This window comes from uncultured Parasphingopyxis sp. (assembly GCF_937129435.1).
In the GTDB taxonomy this organism is placed as follows: Bacteria; Pseudomonadota; Alphaproteobacteria; order Sphingomonadales; family Sphingomonadaceae; genus Parasphingopyxis.
The window spans coordinates 1-19,390 of record NZ_CAKZNF010000091.1; the positions used below are offsets into that span (position 1 = coordinate 1).

Genomic DNA, 19,390 nt, shown 5'->3' on the forward strand with positions numbered 1-19,390 from the left:
CGGCACGGGGAGGTGGCAGCCCGAAGGGCTGACGGAGGGGGCTGTCCTCTTGCGGCGCGCTTTGAGGCGGGCGCCCCTCCACCATGCTTCGCATGGTCCCCCTCCCCGTGCCGGGGAGGAATTAGTCAGCGTAGAGCGGTTCGAAGCTGAAGACCCAAGGCGTTTCGGTGTCGACGCCCACGCGTACGGCGCGAATTTCGGGCGCACCGTAAACCTGCAGTCGGGTGATATTGCCATAGAGCGGCGCCTCGCCTTCGCCGCGATCGACAAGGAAGGGGCGGTCTATCGTGAACTCGTGAAAATCGCCGTTGATCAGCAGCACCGGCTTGCCGAAGCGCGCGGCATAGTCGCGGATGGCGAGGACGATCCAGCCATAGGGTCCCGTTCGCCCGCCGCGGATCGCCTGGCCGGTGAAGCTGTCACCCTCCTCGCCGGTGAACATGCCGGCATGGAGCGCGATGACGATGGCGGGGGCATCGTTTGCCATGGCCTGTGCGAACGTTTCGGCGATCCAGGCGACATTGGCGCGGTTGCGGCGCTGGGCGGCACTGGCCCGCGCCTCGTCATTGATCAGGAAGTCGTTGTCCGACCCGGGTACATGGACGGTCGCGAAGACGACGCCGTCGTGAGTCCAGCGCGCATTCTCGACCATCTCGGGAAAGTCGCCGCCGGCATCGGCCTGCCGCGCCAGCGGCATCGGATTGGCGCCGAGGCTCTCCGATCCCGGATAGAAGACGCCGCGCAGCGTATCGAGCGTCGCCAGCACATCGACATAGGCGGAGTTGGCGAAGGCGTTCTCGAAGCGCATCGCCTCGCCGAGCGCCTGCCGGTCCTCGGGCGAACCCACGCCCATAAATGCGCGCACGATCCGCATGTCGCGGCAATCGGTCCACTCATTGTCGCCCGGCGTATAGACGACCGGTGCCTCGTAGCGCGCAAACCATGTCGCGGCGTCGCGATAGCTTTCCTCATTGCATTCGCGCGCGCCCCAGATGTCGCCGACATGGATGGTAAAAGCGGGATCGGCCGCGTTGATCGTGTCGATCAGCCGCTGATAGTGCGGCAGGTCGCCGGGGAGGTTGTAGGCGGTATCGCCGAGCGCGACGAAATCGAACTGCGCGGCGGTGGCTGGTGCGGCGAGCAGCGTGCCGATGAGCCCGATAGCCAGTTGCACGACTTTCATAGCATTCCCCCTTCGCCCAATTTCGTCATCCTGAACTTGTTTCAGGATCCACTCTTCCAAATGCCGAGCGGGTGCGGAAGGAGGGGTGGATGCTGAAACAAGTTCAGCATGACAGTTGCATTTTTTTTACCCCTCCACCCCGAAATACAACCTCGGCAGGTCCTTCTTCATAATCTTGCCGTTTGCGTTGCGCGGCAGCGTTTCCTCGACGAAGGCGATCTTGACCGGCACCTTGAACCTGGCGAGCCGCTCGGCGACCCAGGCCTGCAATTCCGCCTCGCTCACCTCCTGCCCTTTGGTGCAATGGACGACCGCTGCGGGCTCCTCGCCCAGCTGCTTGTGGGGCAGGCCGACCAGCGCCGCATCGGTGACCGAGGGATGGTCGTAGAGGACGTTCTCGACTTCGCTGGAGTAGATGTTTTCGCCGCCGCGGATGATCATGTCCTTGGCGCGGTCGCAGATATAGCAGAAGCCTTCCTCGTCGAGCTTGGCGAGGTCGCCGGTGCGGATCCAGCCGTCGACAAAGGTTTCGGCATTGGCTTCCGGCTTGTTCCAGTAGCCGCGCACGACCTGCGCGCCGAACGCCCATAATTCGCCGATCTCTCCGGTCGGCAGCTCGCGGCTGCCGTCTTCGGACATGATCTTGAGCTTCGCCACCGGCACGGGCGGGCCGCAGCTGTCGGGTCGGTTCAGATAGTCCTCGGCGCTGTGCCCGGTAACGGTACCCGAGGTTTCGGTCATGCCCCAACCCATCGCCGGTGATGCCTTGAAGTCGCCCTTGATCTTGCGGACGAGATCGGGCGAGGCTGGCGCGCCGCCATAGGTGATACTGTCGAGGCTGGAGAGGTCGTATTTGTCGCGATCGGGATGTTCGAGGATCTGCCAGGCGATGGTCGGGACGCCGCCGGTCAGCGTCACCTTCTCGCGCTCGATCAGCTCCATCGCGCGGACCGTGTCCCATTTGTGCATCAGCACCATCTTCGATCCGCCCGCGATCAGCGGCCCCATCATCGCCGTGCAGCCGGTGACGTGGAATAGCGGGATCACGAGCAGCAAGCACATCGGATCGGGGATCGTGCCGGGCGGCGCGACGGGATCGCCGCGGCGGAGAGCCCCGCGCGCGACGGCATAGCCGGACGAGAGCAGGTTGGTCAGCGAATTGCGATGCGTCGCGATCGCGCCCTTGGGCTTGCCGGTCGTGCCGCTGGTGTAGAGGATCGAGGCGTCGGTTTCGGGCCCGATATCGGCGGCCGGGATATCCTCGTCGGGGAGGTTCGCCCAGTCGGCGCTCGTGCCGATCAGATCGCTCAGGAGCGTCACGTCTTCGCCGAGTTCGCCGCCGGGACGGGTGACGATGATCTTTTCGATTCCGGGAAGGTTCGCAAGGTGCGGGGCGATCCGGTCATAGCGTTCGCCATCGGCGACCAGGATCTTGGCGCCCGAATCAGCCAGCCCATATTCGAGTTCGCCGCCCGTCCACCAGCCATTGAGCGGCACGGCGATGGCGCCGATCGACAGCGTCGCGAAATAGACGACCGGCCATTCGGGAAGGTTGCGGGTGGCAAGCGCGATCCGGTCGCCCTTCTGAACGCCCATCTCCTGGAATTTCCGGGCCAGCGCGGAAACGGCGCGGAACCATGCATCGTAGGTGACGCGCTCGTCTTCGAACACGACGAACTCGCGCGCGGCAAAGGCCATGCGCGCGGCGCGGGCGAAATCGGCGAAGCTCGGCGGGATGTTCTTCCAGACCGTGGTCGGGCGGCCGTTGATCTCGACCGTTTCGGTCTCGAACGTGCTCCCTTCGGCGGTCAGGATCGCATTGGCCTCGGCCAGCGATACCAATGGCCAGTCCGGATGTTCCGGATTGAGCGCCATCGGGTTTTCGGCAATTTCGGCTTCGGTGTCGGCCACCATCTCGTTCACGCTGTCTCTCCATTTCTCCGGCCTCGCCTTTGCGCGAATCCCGGAGCCTATTTGTTTTTTCCGCACGCTATGAGCCGAGCCCGTCAATCTCAAGTGATTCCCGCGCGGCGGGTTGACGTAACGACAGCCTTGCCAAGCCTCGCACCGATGGGCGACACTCGAAAGAAAAAAGCCCGAGTCTTTAGGAGACCCATCACATGTCCGTAGTCACCACCGAACGTCATGGCGACGTGCTCGTCATCGTGTCCGACAACCCGCCCGTCAACGCGCTGGGCGCCGCCGTCCGCCAGGGACTGGTCGACGGCGTCGAGGAGGCGCTGGGCGACGACAGCGTCAAGGCCGTTGTCGTCCGCTGCGACGGCCGGACCTTCCACGCCGGCGCCGACATCACCGAATTCGGCAAGCCACCGCAAGGGCCAAGCCTCGGCGAAGCGCTCGACAAGATGGAAGCGGGCGACAAGCCGGTTGTCGCCGCGATCCACGGAACGGCACTGGGCGGCGGGTGCGAGGTCGCGCTTGCCTGCCATTATCGCGTCGCGGTGCCGAGCGCCAAACTGGGCCTGCCCGAGGTGAAGCTGGGGCTGATTCCGGGTGCTGCGGGGACGCAGCGGCTGCCGCGCGTCGTCGGCGCCAAGGCGGCGCTGCCGATGGTCGTGATCGGCGATCCGATCAGCGCGAAAAAAGCGAAGGAGATCGGCCTGGTCGACGAGATCGTCGGGGAAGACACGCTCGCCGAGGACGCGATCGCCTTTGCGCGCTCGAAGATCGGACAACCCGTCCCGCGTTCGAGCGAGGGCACGGCGAATGAGGACGGCGTCAAGGATCCTTCGATCTTCGACGAGTTCCGCCAGAAGAACGGGCGCCGCCTGCGGGGTTTCGATGCGCCCGAAGCGGGCATCCAGGCGGTCAAGGCGGCGGGCGAGATGTCCTATGCCGACGGCGTGAAGAAAGAGCGCGAGCTCTTCATGCAGCTGATGACCGGCACCCAGTCCGCCGCGATGCGCCACTATTTCTTCGCCGAGCGCGCCGCGAACAAGATCGACGATATCGATCCGAATATCGACCTCATCCCGATCAGGAAGGTCGGCGTGATCGGCGCCGGCACGATGGGCGGCGGCATTTCGATGAACTTCCTCTCGGCGGGCATCCCGGTGACGATCGTCGAGATGCAGCAGGACGCGCTCGACCGCGGCACCGGCACGATGCGGAAGAATTACGAACGGACGGCCCAGCGCGGCCGGATGACCGACGAGCAGGTCGAACAGGCGATGGGCCTGCTCACGCCGAGCCTCGACTATGCCGACTTCGCCGATTGCGACCTCGTGATCGAGGCGGTGTTCGAAAATATGGACATCAAGAAGGAGGTGTTTGCGAAGCTCGACGGCATCGTGAAGCAGGGTGCGATCCTTGCCTCCAACACCTCCTATCTCAACGTCGACGAGATCGCTTCGGCGACGAGCCGGCCGGAATATGTGCTGGGCCTGCATTTCTTCTCGCCGGCCAATGTCATGAAATTGCTCGAGATCGTACGCGGCGAAAAGACCGCCGACGATGTGCTGATGACCTCGATGAAGCTTGCCAAGAAGATCGGCAAGATCGCGGTGGTGGCGGGCGTGTGCCCCGGCTTTATCGGCAACCGCATGCTCTCGCCGCGCCAGCAGCAGGCGCAAAAGCTGATCATGGAGGGCGCGAATTATTGGGACGTCGACGACGTGCTGCTCGATTTCGGTTTCCCGATGGGGCCCTTCCAGATGTCCGACCTCGCCGGCCTCGATATCGGCTGGCATCGGGACCCCGAGCGGATCGAGAGCGTCCGCGATGCGCTGTGCGCGATGGACCGGCGCGGGCAGAAGACCGGCGCGGGCTATTACGATTATGACGAAGCGCGCAACCGCACCCCGTCCGACGATGTGAAGAAGGTCATCGCCGAATTCGCCGAGAAGCAGGGCATCGAGCAGCGCGAGATCTCCAAGGAGGAGATCAAGGAGCGTCTGCTCTACCCGATGGTCAATGAGGGGGCGCTGATCCTCGAGGAAGGCATGTCGCAGCGCGCGAGCGATATCGATGTCGTCTGGATCAACGGCTATGGCTGGCCGCTCTACACCGGCGGGCCGATGTTCTGGGCCGATACCGTCGGTCTCGACAATGTCGTGGCGGGGCTCGAGAAACACGGCGACCGGCTCGGCGAGAACTTCAGGATGTCGAAGCTGCTTAAGGACAAGGCGGCGGCGGGAGAGAAGTTCAACTAGCGATCCTCCCCGGAACGGGGAGGGGGACCGCGACGCGAAGCGGCGGGGTGGAGGGGCGCCTGCCACGTTAGTGTGCCGTTTGTGGTGGGTGCCCCTCCACCAGCCTGCGGCCGGTCCCCCTCCCCGTGACGGGGAGGATTTTGGGAGGAATGCCATGATTCACGTAACCGAAAAGACCGCCATCGAAACCGCCGCCGCGATCGCGAAGGGCGAGAGCAGCGCCGTCGACGAATGCGAGGCGGCGATCCGGCGGATCGAGGAGCGCGACGGCGAGATCAACGCCGTCGTCGTGCGCGATTTCGACCGGGCGATGGATGCGGCCAAGGCGGCCGACGACCGGCGCACGCGGGGCGAAAGCGGGGCGCTGCTCGGTGTGCCGATGACGGTGAAGGAATCGCATGACGTTGCGGGCCTGCCTTCCACCTGGGGCGTGGAATCGAACCGCGACTATATTCCCGGCCGCGATTCCTATGTCGTCCGCCGGCTGAAGGACGCCGGCGCGATCATCCTCGGCAAGACGAACGTGCCGCCGATGCTTGCCGACTGGATGTCGAACAATCCCGTCTACGGCCGCACCAACAACCCGCACGATCATGGCCGCGTCGTCGGCGGGTCGTCGGGCGGCTCGGCGGCGGCGCTGGCGGCGGGGATGGTGCCGCTCGAATATGGGTCGGACATCGGCGGATCGATCCGCATCCCGGCCAATTATTGCGGCGTCTATGGCCTCAAGCCGAGCTATGGCGTCGTCCCGCTCGAGGGGCACTATTTCCCGGGGACCGATACGGCGGATATCCCACTGTCGGTGACGGGGCCGCTGGCACGGTCGACAGACGACCTCGCACTGGCGATCGACCTGACGGCGGAGATCGCGCTGCCGCGGGCGCGCAAGAAGAAGCTTGAGGACTATCGGCTTCTGGTGGTGACGGAGACGGACATGGCGGTCGCCGACGATGCGATCGTGAACGCGGTCGAGGGCATAGCCGAGCTATGCGCCAAAGCCGGCGCCACCGTCGATCACAAGAGCGATCTCGCGCCCGATTTCGCGACGCTGCACAGCCAGTATCTGCACATGCTGCTGACGGTGCTCGCCGTCCGCGATCCGTCGTCCGGATATCCACTGCCCGATTATCCCGGCTGGGTCGAAATGGTGGACCAGCAGGCGCGGGCCGGCCGGCAATATCGCGACCTGTTCGAGGAATATGACGCGATCCTCTGCCCCAATTCGGGCACCACGGCCTTCCCGCACACCGATGTGCCGATGAACGACCGCAAGCTCGTCATCAATGGCGAGGAAACCGAATTCGGCCGCCAGTTCGGCTGGGTGTCGATCGCGACCTATCCGGGCCTTCCGGCCGTTTCGATGCCGATCGGCGAGGATGCCGACGGCCTGCCGATCGGGTTGCAGATCGTGACCGCCAAATATCGCGAACAGGAAGCGGTGACGCTTGCCGACCTGATCGGGAAAGCCATGCAATGAGCGAATCCGATCCGGCGGGCGATTTCGATCCGTACACGGCCTCGCCGCAGCAACTGGTCGACGAGTTCGTCGGGCTGCTCGACGTCGAACCGATCGACACCGATCTGTATCGCGGCGCGCAGCTCCATGGCGGGCGCGGGCGGATCTTCGGCGGGCAGGTGATTGCGCAGGCGCTGGCGGCGGCGGAAAAGTCGGTCGGCGACGATCGCACCGCCCATTCGCTCCACGCCTATTTCACGCGCGCCGGCGATGAGAATTTCCCGGTCATCTACCGCGTGACGCGCGACCGCGACGGCCGCAGCTTTTCGACGCGCCGTGTCATCGCCCAGCAAAAGGGGCGGCCAATCCTGTCGATGGCGGTCAATTTCCAGGTGCCGGAAGAAGGCCTGCATCACCAGTTCGACATGCCCGATGCGCCGCCGCCCGAGAATCTGATCAGCGAGCTCGATTTCTGGAAGGCGCACGAAGACAAAATTCCCGAGGCCTTTCGCTGGATGATGCTGCGGCCGCGACCCATCGAGATGCGGCCCTGCGAAGACTATCGGCCGCAAGGCGGTGCGAAACGCGAACCGGTCTCGAAGCTCTGGATAAAGGCGGTGGCGCCGCTGCCCGATGACCCCGCCATTCATCGCGCGGCGCTTGCCCATGCCTCGGACGCGCGGTTGATGGGCACGTCGATGCTGCCGCACGGCGTCGACTGGCAGAGCGGCGGGATGCAGACCGCCAGCCTCGATCATGCGCTCTGGCTGCACGAGGATTTCCGGATCGACGAATGGCTGCTCTACGTCATGGACAGCCCCTGGTCGGGCCATGCGCGCGGCATGAATCGCGGCCAGATCTATACCCGCGACGGGCGGCTGGTGGCGAGCGTGGCGCAGGAAGGCCTGATCCGGCAGGTCGACAGAGGCTAGCCGATCCGGCCGCCCATGCCGCCGTCGACGGGGAGCAGCGCGCCGGTGACGAAGGCCGCTTCGTCCGAGGCGAGATACAGCGCGGCATAGGCCGCGTCCCAGGCCGTCCCCATCTTGCCGCCGAGCGGCACGCGCTTGTCGCGTTCGGCGCGGCCCTCTTCGACCGGCGCGCCGCGCGCGGCGGCAATGCCTTCGACCGCCATCGGCGTATCGAGAAAACCCGGCAGGATCGCATTGCACCGGATATTGCGCCCGGCATTGGCCTGGGCAACGCTGGTCGTCAGCCGGTTCACCGCCGCCTTGGACATTTCGTAGCCGAGCTGGAAGCCACCGGCGAGCGAGGCCAGCGACGAGACATTGACGATCGCCCCGGCGCGCGCCTCGCGCATCTGCGGCAGCACCGCGCGGATGGTGAGCCACATGCCCTTCAGGTTAACCGCCATGATCCGATCATAGGCATCCTCGGTCCGGGTGTGGGCAGGCCCGTCGCCACCGCCGCCGATCCCGACATTGTTGATCAGGATATCGGCTGCGCCCCAGCGATCGGCCGCCGCTTCGGCAATGGCCGCGCAGTCGTCGGCCTTTGCGATATTGGCGGCCAACGCATGCGCGGTTCCGCCTTCTTCGCCGATCGCGGCCACCGTCTCCCCGGCGCGCTCGCCGTTGCGGTCGACGCACAGGACTTCGGCGCCTTCTCGGGCGAACAGGATCGCGGTCGCCTTGCCGTTGCCCATCGTCTGGCCCGGCGTCTGACCAGCGCCGACGACGATGGCGCGCTTGCTGGCGAGACGGCCGCTCACCGCGTCAGGTCCGGGTCGAGCGTGAGGCCGTCGTCGAGCTGGACGCCGAAACTGTTCAACATCATCGAGACCTGGGTGTACTGGCCGACGGTGAAGACGAGATCCATCTTTGCCTTGTCGGACAGGAAATCGAGCGCCGCCCAGCTCGCATCGCTGATGAAATGATCGCGGACAAGGTCGTCGGTTGCGCGCAGCATCGCCGCGTCCTCGCTGTTCCAGCCATCGGCGTCGGCACCGTCCTTGATACGGGCGATCTCCTTGTCGGTCAGCCCGCAGCGCTTGCCGATCACTTCATGCTGCGCCCATTCATAGCCGGCCGAACACAGAAAGCCGGTGCGCAGGATGACGAGCTCGCGCTCGCGCGGGGGCAGGGCGTTGTGTTCGGAGAGGATATAGCCGCCCCACAGGTTGAACCGCTTCAGCGCCTTGGGGGCATGGGCCAGGGTGCGGAAGATGTTGAAGACCCGCCCGGTCTCGAAAAAGGCGTTGAGCGATTCGCGCTGATCGGCGTCGAGTTCGTCGTCCGCCAGGGGGGCGATTCGGGGGCGATTGAGCCGCATCGGGTTGGGTCCTTTCGATTCGCTGCAGGATGTCACCGGAATTCTTATTGGTGCGTTTGTCAATTTTTCCGGGCGCCGCGCGCCACTTTCCGTAGCGTTAGGGCGCGCAATGCCCGGCCTGTCAGGGCACGCGCGTCGCGAGGGCCCTTGTCTCGCCTTTTCGAACCTGCCTATGATTGCACAAAATAAAAAGAACATATTGCCCCTGGAGAGAAGGCATGGCCTGGGACTTCGAGACCGAACCCGAGTTTCAGGAGAAGCTCGACTGGATGGAGGAATTCGTCCGCGATGAAGTCGAGCCCCTGATTTACGCCGGCGTCCACCCATCGGACGTCACCAACCCGAAATACGAGAAACTGGTGCGACCGTTGCAGCAGCGGGTGAAGGAGAAAGGCCTTTGGGCCTGTCACCTCGGGCCGGAGCTCGGCGGGCAGGGCTATGGCCAGTTGAAGCTCGGTCTGATGAATGAGATCATCGGCGGCTACCCCTTCGCCCCTTCGGTCTTCGGCTGCCAGGCGCCCGATACCGGCAATGCCGAGATCATCGCCCATTTCGGCACCGAGGAGCAGAAGAAGCGCTATCTCGAGCCGTTGCTCGAAAACCGGATCGTCTCGAGCTTCTCGATGACCGAGCCGCAGGGCGGCTCAGACCCGACCAATTTCGTGACGCGCGCCGAACTCGATGGCGGCGATTGGGTCATCAACGGCGAGAAGTGGTTTTCGACCAACGCGAAATGGGCCGAATTCCTCGTCGTCATGGCGGTGACCGACCCGGACGCGGAAAGGCGCCACCATCGCACCTCGATGTTCCTCGTTCCGGCCGACACGCCCGGTGTCGAGGTCGTCCGTTCGCTCGGCGTCGGCGCGGGCAATGACGACGGGTCGGAAGGCTATATCCGCTACACCGATGTTCGCATTCCCGAGGATCATCTTCTCGGCGAACGCGGCAAGGCCTTCATGATCTCGCAGGTGCGGCTGGGCGGCGGGCGCATCCATCACGCGATGCGCACGGTCGGCCAGTGCAAAAAGGCGCTCGACCAGATGTGCCAGCGCGCCGTGTCACGCCAAACGCGCGACGGGACGCTGGCCGACAAGCAACTGGTGCAGGCCGATATCGCCGACAGCTATGTCCAGCTCCAGCAGTTCCGGCTGCAGGTGCTCTACACGGCCTGGCTCATCGACAAGCACAAGGACTATCGAAAGGTGCGAAAGGACATCGCGGCGGTGAAGGTCGCGATGCCCAAGGTCTATCACGACATCGTCAGCCGCGCGATGCACCTGCACGGGTCGCTCGGCGTGTCGAACGAGATGGGCTTCACACGCCAGCTGATCGGCGCCTATGACATGGGCATCGCCGATGGCCCGACCGAGGTCCACAAGGTGACGATCGCCAAGCAATTGCTGCGCGATTACGATGCGGGGAACGAACTTTTCCCGGATTACACCATCCCGAACAAGCGCGCCGCCGCGCTCGCACGGCTTGGCGATCCGACCGAGTTCGCGCAGGACGCCGATGCCGGGGAGCTCGCCCGCAGCGGCAAGCTCGCGCAAGCCTGAGCGCGGATATGGCAAGCACAACCGCGGGCGCGGGAACGACCGAAAATCCGTCCGTGCCGCCCTTGGGGTTCGGCACGAAATTCTCATACGGCTTCGGGGCGATCGCCAATGGCGTGAAGAATGCCGCCTTCGCCACCTACCTGATGCTCTATTTCAATCAGGTGGTGGGGGTTCCGGCGGGAATCGTCGGTACGGCGCTTGCCTGTACGCTGCTGGTCGACGCCTTTGTCGATCCGGCGATCGGCCGCTGGGCCGATGTGACGCGATCGCGCTGGGGACGGCGCCATCCCTTCATCTACGGATCGGCGGTTCCGACGGCGATCTTCTTCATTCTGACATGGTTTCCGCCCGACGGGCTGACCCATGTGCAGCTGGGCTTCTGGATTTTCGCGATGGCGTCGCTGACGCGCGCGTCGATTTCGCTTTTCGAGATCAACGCCAGCGCCATGGCACCGGAACTGTCCGATGTTTATGCAACGCGAACCAAATTGTTCTCGCTGCGATACTGGTTCGGCTATGCGGGCAGCTTCGGCTTTGCCGCCTTTTCGCTCGCCGTCATCTTCGTGGCGACGGACCAATATCCGGTCGGCCAGCTCAATCCCGACAGCTACGCCAATTTCGCCATCCTCGGTGCTGCGTTGATCTTCATCGCGATCGTCGTCTTCGGTGTCGGCACGCACAATCGTATCCCCCATCTGCGGCAGGCTGATGTGCCGACCGGCAAGACATCGCTAGGTCAGCATTTGCGCGAAATGTTCGCCGCATTCCGCAATCGCGGCTTCCTCTCCATTTTCGGTTTCGGCGTGTTCAAATACACGGCGATTGGCCTATACGGCGCGACGACGCTCTATTTCGGCACCTATCTCTTCAAGCTGTCGAGCGGGCAACTGGCGATCCTGACATTCGACAGCCTGGTCGCGGCGACGCTCGCCGCACCGCTCGCGCCGTATTTCTCCAACCTGATGGGCAAGCGTGCCAGCTCGATGATCTTCGCCGTGGTCGGCGTCGGCATCGGGGTCACGCCGCTCTGGATGAGCCTGTTCGACATCTATTTCCCCGTCGGCCATCCGCTGCTCGTGCCGAGCCTGTTTCTCGTCGGAGCGGTCTATGGGGCGATGGTCGCGATCTCGCTGATCAACACGTCCTCGATGCTGGCCGATGTCGTCGAGGACAGCGCCGTCCAGACCGGGCGGCATACGGCGGGCACCTTCTTCGCGGCATCCAGCTTCATGCAGCAATGTTCGGCGGCGCTCGGCGTGTTCGTGGCGGGTCGGGTGCTGGAATGGTCGGCTTTCCCCGAGCGCGCGGATCCCGCAACGATCCCCGACGCAACGGTCGACAGCCTGCTGATTCATTATATTCCGACGTCGTTCGGATTATGGGCAATCGGTTGTCTGTTCCTCTTCTTCTATCCGATCACGCGTCAGCGGCACGAGAGCAATATCGAGATCCTGCGTGCCCGCGAGGCCGAGGCGCGGGAAGCAGAGATGCGCGATGCCCCGATCGGAGCGCCTGCGCGATGACCCAGGCGGCGACGCCTCCACCTCCGCCGCTGTCTCTGCCGACCAAGGTCCTCTACGGCTTTGGATCGGTGGGATATGGCGTGAAGGACGTCGCCTTCCGTTCGTTCCTGCTGCTTTATTACAACCAGGTCATCGGCGTGCGCGCCGAGCTGGTATCGTTCGCGATCCTCGTGGCCCTGGTCGTCGATGCGGTGTCCGACCCGATCGTGGGGCAGTTTTCGGACAATCTGCGGACCCGATGGGGCAGGCGGCATCCGCTGATGTTCGCCTCGGCCATTCCCGCGGCCGGCAGCCTGTTGCTGCTCTTCATGCCGCCCGAGGGGATGAGCGACACGCAGATGTTCGTCTATATCCTGGTCGTCGGTTGCTGCGTCCGGACGTTCATCACATTCTACGAAATCCCTAGCAGCGCGCTCGCGCCCGAGCTGACCACCGACTATGACGAGCGGACATCGGTCGCGAGCTATCGCTATTTCTTTGCCTATCTCGGCGGGATCGCGCTGGCCTTCGCGACGCTGTACATATTCCTCGCGCCGACCGCCGAATATCCGGTCGGCCAGCTCAATCCGGCCGGTTACTGGAAATTCGCGCTGCTCGGATCGGCATTGATGTTCGGGTGTATCGTCATCTCGAGCCTCGGGACCTTCCACCGGGTCAAATATTTCCGGCCGATCGCGCCGCCGGAGAAGATCGGTTTCGTGAGGACGGTCGGCCAGATGCGGACGACGCTCGCCAATCGCGGCTTTCTTGCGATTCTCGCCTTCGGCCTGCTAAAATATACCGCGATCGGGCTCACCTCCGCTCTCAACATCTATTTCGGCACCTATCTCTGGGGGCTGAACTCGGCCGAGCTTGCGATCCTGACGCTCGACTCGCTCGTCGGCGCCTTTCTGGGCCTGCTGATCGCGCCGCAAATCTCCAAACGTTTCGGCAAGCGCAACGCGGCGTTCGGGCTGGCGGTCGTCGCCGTTCTCGTCGTGTCGGCGCCGTACCTGCTGCGGATCGCCGGGCTGTTTTTCGACAATGGAAACCCCGCCCTGGTGCCGACATTGTTCGCCGTCAGCATCGTCTACGCGACCTGCGGCGTTTCGTCCGCGATCCTCGTCCATGCGATGGTCGGCGACGTGGTCGAGGAAAGCGAACTGAAAACCGGCAGGCGTTCGGAAGGCATCTTCTACGCCGCCAATACCTTCATCCAGAAAGCGGTGTCGGGTCTCGGCGTCTTTTTCGCGGGTCTCGTGATCGCGCTGGTCGGGCTGCAGCCGGGAACGGATCCGGCGACCGTCGATCCGGCCGTGCCGCTCAATCTGGCGGTGGTCTATGTGCCGCTTCTCGTCGCCTTCTATATCGTCGGTGCCTGTTTTCTGTTCTATTATCGGATCGACCGTCAGAGCCATCAGGCGAATCTCGACGAGTTGAAGCTGCGCGAAGCCGCCGCACTCGCCGAACAGGAAAAGGAAATCGAGCCGGGCGGCCTGGGGCGCAATGTGAATCCGGCGACGACGAACTGAATGGGAAGATGAGATGACCGACCCCAACCTCACCTGGACCTACGCCGCGATCTGGGAATCGATCGCCGCCGCGCAGCCCGATGCGGATGCGTTCATCCAGGGCGACGAACATCTGAGCTGGGCGGAGTTCGACCGGCAGGGCGATGCGCTGGCCGCGTATCTCGTCGAGGCGGGGCTGGGGCGGCATGCGACGGTCGCCGCCTATATGCCGAACCGGCCGGAGTACATGACGACCTATAATGCCGCGATCAAGGCGGCGCTGACGCCGATCAACATCAACTATCGCTACACATCGGGCGAGCTTGAATATCTGATCGACAATTCGGATGCCGAGGCGGTCGTCTTCGATGCGCGCTATGCCGGAACGATCGAGGAAGTGCGCGGATCGCTCGACCGGGTGAAATGCTGGATCGCGGTCGGCGCCGACAGCGATTGCCCTGACTGGGCCGCGCGCTGGGAAGACGCGATCGCGAAAACGCCCGATGCCCGGCCGTTCGAGGCGCCCTGGGGCCGGTCGAACGACGACATGCTGATGATCTATACCGGCGGCACCACCGGAATGCCCAAGGGCGTGATGTGGCGGCTGTCGGACCTGATCGCCAAGGGAAATTACGGCGCCAATCCGCTGCTCGGCGTTCCGCCGCTCGAAAAGCCCGAAGATGCCGGGCCGCGCGCCGCCGCCGCGGTGTTCAAATCGCGCTCGCTGATCGCGCCGCCGCTGATGCACGGAACCGGGCTGCTGACGGCGATGGCCGCGCTGGTCGCGGGCGGCACGGTGCTGCTGCTCCCCGACGCGAAATTCTCTGCCGAAGGGCTGCTCGACATGGCGCAGCAGCACAAGGCGACGCGGATGACGATCGTCGGCGAACCGTTCGCCCGGCCGATCCTCGATGCGCTCGAGGCCGAGCCCGAACGCTGGGACATGACGGGCGTGCTGCTGATGACGTCCTCGGGCGCGATGTGGACGCGCGAGACCAAGCTGGGGCTGATCAAGCACATGCCCAACGTCAACCTGATGGACGCCTACAGCTCGTCCGAGGCGCTCGGCATGGGAATGTCGGTCACCAATGCGCAGGGCGAGACGCAGACCGCGCGGTTCGAGATCGGCGAGACGTGTTCGGTCTTCACCGAGGACCATCGCCGCGTCGAACCGGGGTCGGGCGAGAAGGGGCTACTCGCGGTCGGCGGCATCAATCCGATCGGATATTACAAGGACGAGGAGAAGACCGCGAAGACCTTCCCCGTGATCGAGGGCGAGCGCTGGTGCATCCCGGGCGACTGGGCGATCGTGCATGCGGACGGCAGCCTCGAAATCCTGGGCCGCGGTTCGCAGTGCATCAATACCGGCGGCGAGAAGGTCTTTCCCGAAGAGGTGGAGGAGGCGCTGCGCAGGCATGAAGCGGTCAACGACGTCGCCGTGACCGGCCTTCCCGATCCGCGCTGGGGCGAACGCATCTGCGCTGTCGTCGAATTGCGCTCTGGTGCGGCGCGGCCCGCCGAACAGGAACTGGCCGACTGGGTGCGCGGGCAGCTTGCCGACTATAAGACCCCGCGCGATTTCGTCTTCGTCGACAGCGTCGGCCGGGCGCCCAATGGCAAGCTCGATTACAAGGCGGTCAAGCAAATCGCGCTCGATGCGGTGGGAGAGCAAGCCGCGTGAGCATCAAGGGCAAGGCGTATATTGCCGGTGCGTTCGAACATCCGCTGCGCAAGGCGCCGGACGTGTCGACGCCGCAGCTTCATGCCGAATGCGCGATGGGGGCGCTGGCCGATGCGGGGCTGAGCCTCGACGATGTCGACGGCTATTTCTGCTCCGGCGATGCGCCGGGGTTCGGCGGGCTGTCGATGGCCGACTATCTGGGGCTGACCGGCCTCTCGCATATCGACAGCACCGAGACGGGCGGATCGTCCTATATCCTGCATGTGAGCCATGCCGCGCAGGCGATCGCGATGGGCAAGTGCACGGTCGCGCTGATCACGCTCGCCGGGCGGCCGCGTTCGGAGCAGGTGCGCTGGCCGCGTCCGAACAGCTTCGAAGGACCGTTCGAGGCCTGGTGCGGCGGATCGACGCACAACACCTATGGGATGGCCGCGATGCGGCACATACATGAGTTTGGGACAACGTCCGAACAGCTCGCCTGGATCAAGGTCGCGGCGAGCCAGCACGCGCAATATAACGAACATGCGATGTTGCGCGACGTCGTGACGGTCGAGGACGTGCTTCAATCGCCGATGATCTCCGATCCGCTCCACCGGCTCGATTGCTGTGTGGTGTCGGACGGCGGCGGCGCGCTCGTCGTCGTCGCGCCCGAGGTGATGAAATCGCTCGACCGGCCGGCGGTGAAAATCCTCGGTGCGGGCGAGGCGGTGAAGGGGCAGAATGGCGGCAAGGTCGATCTGACCTACAGCGCTGCCGCGAAGTCCGGGCCGGCGGCCTTTGCCGAGGCCGGGGTGACGCCTGCCGATATCAAATATGCCTCGATCTACGACAGCTTCACGATCACCGTGCTGATGCAGATCGAGGATCTCGGCTTTTGCGAGAAGGGGAAGGGCGGTGCGTTCGTCACCGACGGCAATTTGATTTCGGGGAGCGGCAAGCTGCCCTTCAACACCGATGGCGGCGGCCTCTGCAACAACCACCCGACCAACAGAGGCGGCATGACCAAGGTGATCGAGGCGGTGCGGCAGCTGCGCGGCGAGGCGCATCCGGCGGTGCAGGTGCCCAATTGCGACCTTGCGCTGGCGACCGGGATCGGCGGCTCGCTCGGCATCCGCCACGGCGCCGCGACCCTGATCATGGAGCGCGCGGCATGAACGAAACGCGCAAACTGGCACAGCCCGAAGCGACACCCGAGACACAGCCCTTCTGGGACGCGGCGCGCGAGGGCAAGCTGCTGATCAAGCGATGCGGCGGATGCGGCGAAGCGCATTATCCGCCGCGTGCGATCTGCCCCTTTTGCCACTCCGCCGATACGGCTTGGGAGAAATCGAAGGGTGCGGGCTCGGTCTACAGCTTCTCGATCATGCGCCGCTCGCCGACCGGGCCCTACACCATCGCCTATGTCCAACTTGACGAAGGTCCGCGCATGCTGACCAATATCATCGATGCCGATCCTGACTCGCTTGCCATTGGCGGGCGTGTGTGCTTGACGTTTACGGAAACCGGCGGCGATGCACCGCCCGTTCCGATGTTCCGACCGGCCCCGCAAGCTAGCTGAATGGAGAGAGATCATGGCCACTGCCGCTGAAACGATCGACGAGAACGAAGCCTTTCGCGAGGAAGCGCGCGCCTGGCTCGCCGAGAATTTTCCCGAAGAGCTGAAGAACCAGGGCAATGCCATGGCAGGCGTCGACGGCCCGACCGCCGAAACGCCGGTGCAGAGGCAGTGGCGCGAGGCGATGGGCGAAAAGGGCTGGGGCGTTCCGACCTGGCCGGAAAAATATGGCGGCGGCGGGCTGACGCCGAAACAGGCGCGCATCCTGACCGAGGAAATGAACCGGATCGGCGCCTATAATCCGATCGGCGGCATGGGCGTCATGATGTTCGGCCCGACGCTGCTCGAATATGGCACCGAGGAACAGAAGCAGGAGCATATCCCGCCGATCTGCAAGGGCGAGATCCGCTGGTGCCAGGGCTATTCGGAGCCGGGCGCGGGATCCGACCTCGCCTCGCTCCAGACCTTCGGTGAGGACAAGGGCGACCATTATCTCGTCAACGGCCAGAAGACCTGGACCAGCGGCGGCCAATGGGCTGACAAATGCTTCTGCCTCGTCCGCACCGACAAGAGCGAGAAGCACAAGGGTATCAGCTTCATGCTCATCGACATGAACGATCCCGGCGTCGAGACGCGGCCGATCCGGCTGATCTCGGGCGCGTCGCCGTTCTGCGAAACTTTCTTCACCGATGTGAAGGTGCCGAAGGAAAACCTCGTCGGGGCCGAGGGAGAGGGCTGGACGATCGGCAAGCGCCTGCTGCAGCATGAACGTTCGAGCCTGTCGGGCGGCGGCGGCGCGGCGGCGCGGATGTTCTCGGGCGGTTCGCTTTCCGATCAGGCCAAGCAGTATCGCGGCGTCAACGACAATGGCGAAATCGCCGACAAGGAGTTGCGCGACAAGATTATCAAGTTCGAGATGCTCCAGCGCAACTTCATGAACACGCTGCGCCGCGCCTCCGAAGAGGCGAAGGGCAATCAGGGGCCGACCGCGGCGACTTCGATCATGAAGAATGTCGGTGGCAAGATCACCCAGGAACGCGCCGAGCTGGTGCTCGAGATCATGGGGATGAACGGGCTCGGTTGGGAAGGCGAAGGCTTCGAACCCGCCGAACTCGCGGCAACGCGCGCCTGGCTCTGGGGCAAGGCGGTGTCGGTCTATGGCGGCAGCTTCGAGATCCAGAACAACATCGTGGCGAAGCGAATTCTGGGCATGCAGGACCACCAATAGCGAAACGCCCTCTCCCCTTCAGGGGAGAGGGAAGAGCCGCGTAGCGGCGAAGGGAGAGGGGCAGTCTCCCGAACAGTTGAAACCTTGGGTCGGTGGACGCCCCCTCTCCCCGGCCCTCTCCCCTGAAGGGGAGAGGGAGATGAATAAATGGCAGCGCTGAACGAAGAACAGACGATGCTCCGCGACATGGCGCGCGACTGGTCGAACGAGAAATCGCCGGTTTCCGCTTTCCGCAAGATGCGCAACGATGCGCCCGCCGAAGGATATGACGTAACGGCCTGGGGCGAGCAGGCGGAAATGGGCTGGGCCGGGATCATCATCCCCGAAGCCTATGGCGGCAGCGATTTCGGCTGGCTGAGCCTTGGCCTCGTGCTCGAGGAACTGGGCCGCAATCTCAACGCCTCACCGCTGGGCGCCAGCGCGGCGGCAGCTTCGGCGATCATCCTCGGCGGGTCCGACGCGCAGAAAGAGGCGTGGCTGCCCAAGCTCGCGAGCGGCGAAGTCGTCGGCACGCTGGCCATCGACGAAGGGCCGCACCACCGTCCCGACAAGATCGAAACGAGCCTATCGGGCGGCAAACTGAGCGGCACCAAGGAGTTCGTGCCCGAGGGCGACAGCGCCGGGCTGTTCGTCGTCGCGGCGACGGACGGGCTTTATCTCGTGGACGGCAGCGACGGCGGCGTGAGTCGCGCCTCGCGCACCATGACCGATCATCGCAGCCATGCGCAGGTGACCTTCGAGGGCGTTGCGGCCGAAAAGCTTGAAGGCGGCGGGGATGACCTCACCGATCAGGTGCTCGACCGCGCCCGCGCCATTGCGTGCGCCGAGATGCTCGGAATGGCGGTGCAGGCCTTCGAGACGACACTCGATTATCTCAAGCAGCGCGTCCAGTTCGGCCAGGTGCTGGCGAGCTTCCAGGCGTTGCAACATCGCATGGCGAACATGTTCGCCGAGATCGAGCTGATGCGCTCTTCGGTCGAGGGCGCGCTGCAGGCGATCGACAGCGGCATGGGCGTCGCCCAGGCCGTCAGCACGGCGAAGGCGACGGCGAACGACACGCTCAACCTCGTCAGCCGCGAGATGATCCAGCTGCATGGCGGCATCGGCATGACCGACGAGCATGATGCGGGCTTCTACATCAAGCGCGCGCGCATCCTGGAGAACCAGTGGGGCAATGCGAGCTTCCACCGCGAGCGGTTTGCCCAGCTGAGCGGCTATTGATCAACCAGTGCTCCCGCGAAGGCGGGAGCCCAG

General features: G+C 64.5%; 15 protein-coding genes. 11 read left to right on the forward strand and 4 right to left on the reverse strand.

Annotated elements, in window-relative coordinates:
* Positions 1-121: 121 nt before the first annotated feature.
* A complete protein-coding gene (locus Q0139_RS14600) occupies positions 122-1,183 on the reverse strand; it encodes a hypothetical protein (protein ID WP_298023686.1) in 1,062 nt (353 codons plus the stop codon).
* A 126-nt stretch (positions 1,184-1,309) separates the two neighbouring features.
* Positions 1,310-3,058 carry a class I adenylate-forming enzyme family protein gene (locus Q0139_RS14605; RefSeq protein ID WP_298023854.1) on the reverse strand — a complete coding sequence of 583 codons (1,749 nt, stop codon included), beginning with the start codon at positions 3,056-3,058 and terminating at the stop codon, positions 1,310-1,312.
* A gap of 245 nt (positions 3,059-3,303) precedes the next feature.
* Between Q0139_RS14605 and Q0139_RS14610 the strand changes: the two genes are divergently transcribed.
* The 3 genes from Q0139_RS14610 (at position 3,304) to Q0139_RS14620 (ending at position 7,743) form a co-directional block, all read left to right on the forward strand.
* Complete coding sequence (locus tag Q0139_RS14610) at positions 3,304-5,355, forward strand: 3-hydroxyacyl-CoA dehydrogenase NAD-binding domain-containing protein (protein ID WP_298023688.1); 2,052 nt, start codon at positions 3,304-3,306, stop codon at positions 5,353-5,355.
* 154 nt (positions 5,356-5,509) lie between these two features.
* Positions 5,510-6,832, forward strand: coding sequence for an amidase family protein (locus Q0139_RS14615; RefSeq protein WP_298023691.1), 1,323 nt, complete (start codon positions 5,510-5,512; stop codon positions 6,830-6,832).
* Positions 6,829-7,743 carry an acyl-CoA thioesterase II gene (locus tag Q0139_RS14620; protein ID WP_298023693.1) on the forward strand — a complete coding sequence of 305 codons (915 nt, stop codon included), beginning with the start codon at positions 6,829-6,831 and terminating at the stop codon, positions 7,741-7,743. The genes Q0139_RS14615 and Q0139_RS14620 overlap by 4 nt, the downstream gene beginning before the upstream one ends.
* Here the strand turns inward: Q0139_RS14620 and Q0139_RS14625 are convergent.
* Positions 7,740-8,543, reverse strand: a complete 804-nt coding sequence (locus tag Q0139_RS14625; RefSeq protein WP_298023697.1) for an SDR family oxidoreductase — start codon at positions 8,541-8,543, stop codon at positions 7,740-7,742. The genes Q0139_RS14620 and Q0139_RS14625 overlap by 4 nt on opposite strands.
* Entirely contained in the window at positions 8,540-9,103 is a 564-nt protein-coding gene (locus tag Q0139_RS14630; RefSeq protein WP_298023700.1) for a carboxymuconolactone decarboxylase family protein, read from the reverse strand. The genes Q0139_RS14625 and Q0139_RS14630 overlap by 4 nt, the downstream gene beginning before the upstream one ends.
* A 218-nt stretch (positions 9,104-9,321) precedes the next feature.
* Between Q0139_RS14630 and Q0139_RS14635 the strand changes: the two genes are divergently transcribed.
* The 8 genes from Q0139_RS14635 (at position 9,322) to Q0139_RS14670 (ending at position 19,357) form a co-directional block, all read left to right on the forward strand.
* Positions 9,322-10,659, forward strand: a complete 1,338-nt coding sequence (locus Q0139_RS14635) for an acyl-CoA dehydrogenase family protein (protein ID WP_298023703.1) — start codon at positions 9,322-9,324, stop codon at positions 10,657-10,659.
* Between the two features lie 8 nt (positions 10,660-10,667).
* Entirely contained in the window at positions 10,668-12,182 is a 1,515-nt protein-coding gene (locus tag Q0139_RS14640) for an MFS transporter (RefSeq protein ID WP_298023706.1), read from the forward strand.
* Positions 12,179-13,693 (forward strand): MFS transporter, encoded by a 1,515-nt coding sequence (locus Q0139_RS14645; protein WP_298023709.1) that lies wholly within the window; start codon positions 12,179-12,181, stop codon positions 13,691-13,693. Before Q0139_RS14640 ends, Q0139_RS14645 begins: the two co-directional genes overlap by 4 nt.
* A gap of 13 nt (positions 13,694-13,706) precedes the next feature.
* On the forward strand, positions 13,707-15,353 hold the full coding sequence (locus tag Q0139_RS14650) for an AMP-binding protein (RefSeq protein WP_298023712.1): 1,647 nt from the start codon (positions 13,707-13,709) through the stop codon (positions 15,351-15,353).
* Positions 15,350-16,507, forward strand: coding sequence for a thiolase domain-containing protein (locus tag Q0139_RS14655; protein WP_298023715.1), 1,158 nt, complete (start codon positions 15,350-15,352; stop codon positions 16,505-16,507). Before Q0139_RS14650 ends, Q0139_RS14655 begins: the two co-directional genes overlap by 4 nt.
* Positions 16,504-16,911 carry a Zn-ribbon domain-containing OB-fold protein gene (locus Q0139_RS14660; RefSeq protein WP_298023720.1) on the forward strand — a complete coding sequence of 136 codons (408 nt, stop codon included), beginning with the start codon at positions 16,504-16,506 and terminating at the stop codon, positions 16,909-16,911. The genes Q0139_RS14655 and Q0139_RS14660 overlap by 4 nt, the downstream gene beginning before the upstream one ends.
* A gap of 13 nt (positions 16,912-16,924) precedes the next feature.
* Positions 16,925-18,136: an acyl-CoA dehydrogenase family protein gene (locus Q0139_RS14665; protein WP_298023722.1), complete on the forward strand. Its 1,212-nt coding sequence runs from the start codon at positions 16,925-16,927 to the stop codon at positions 18,134-18,136.
* A 147-nt stretch (positions 18,137-18,283) separates the two neighbouring features.
* The gene (locus Q0139_RS14670) at positions 18,284-19,357 is read left to right on the forward strand and encodes an acyl-CoA dehydrogenase family protein (protein WP_298023725.1); all 1,074 of its coding nucleotides are present in this window, start codon (positions 18,284-18,286) and stop codon (positions 19,355-19,357) included.
* Positions 19,358-19,390: the final 33 nt, after the last annotated feature.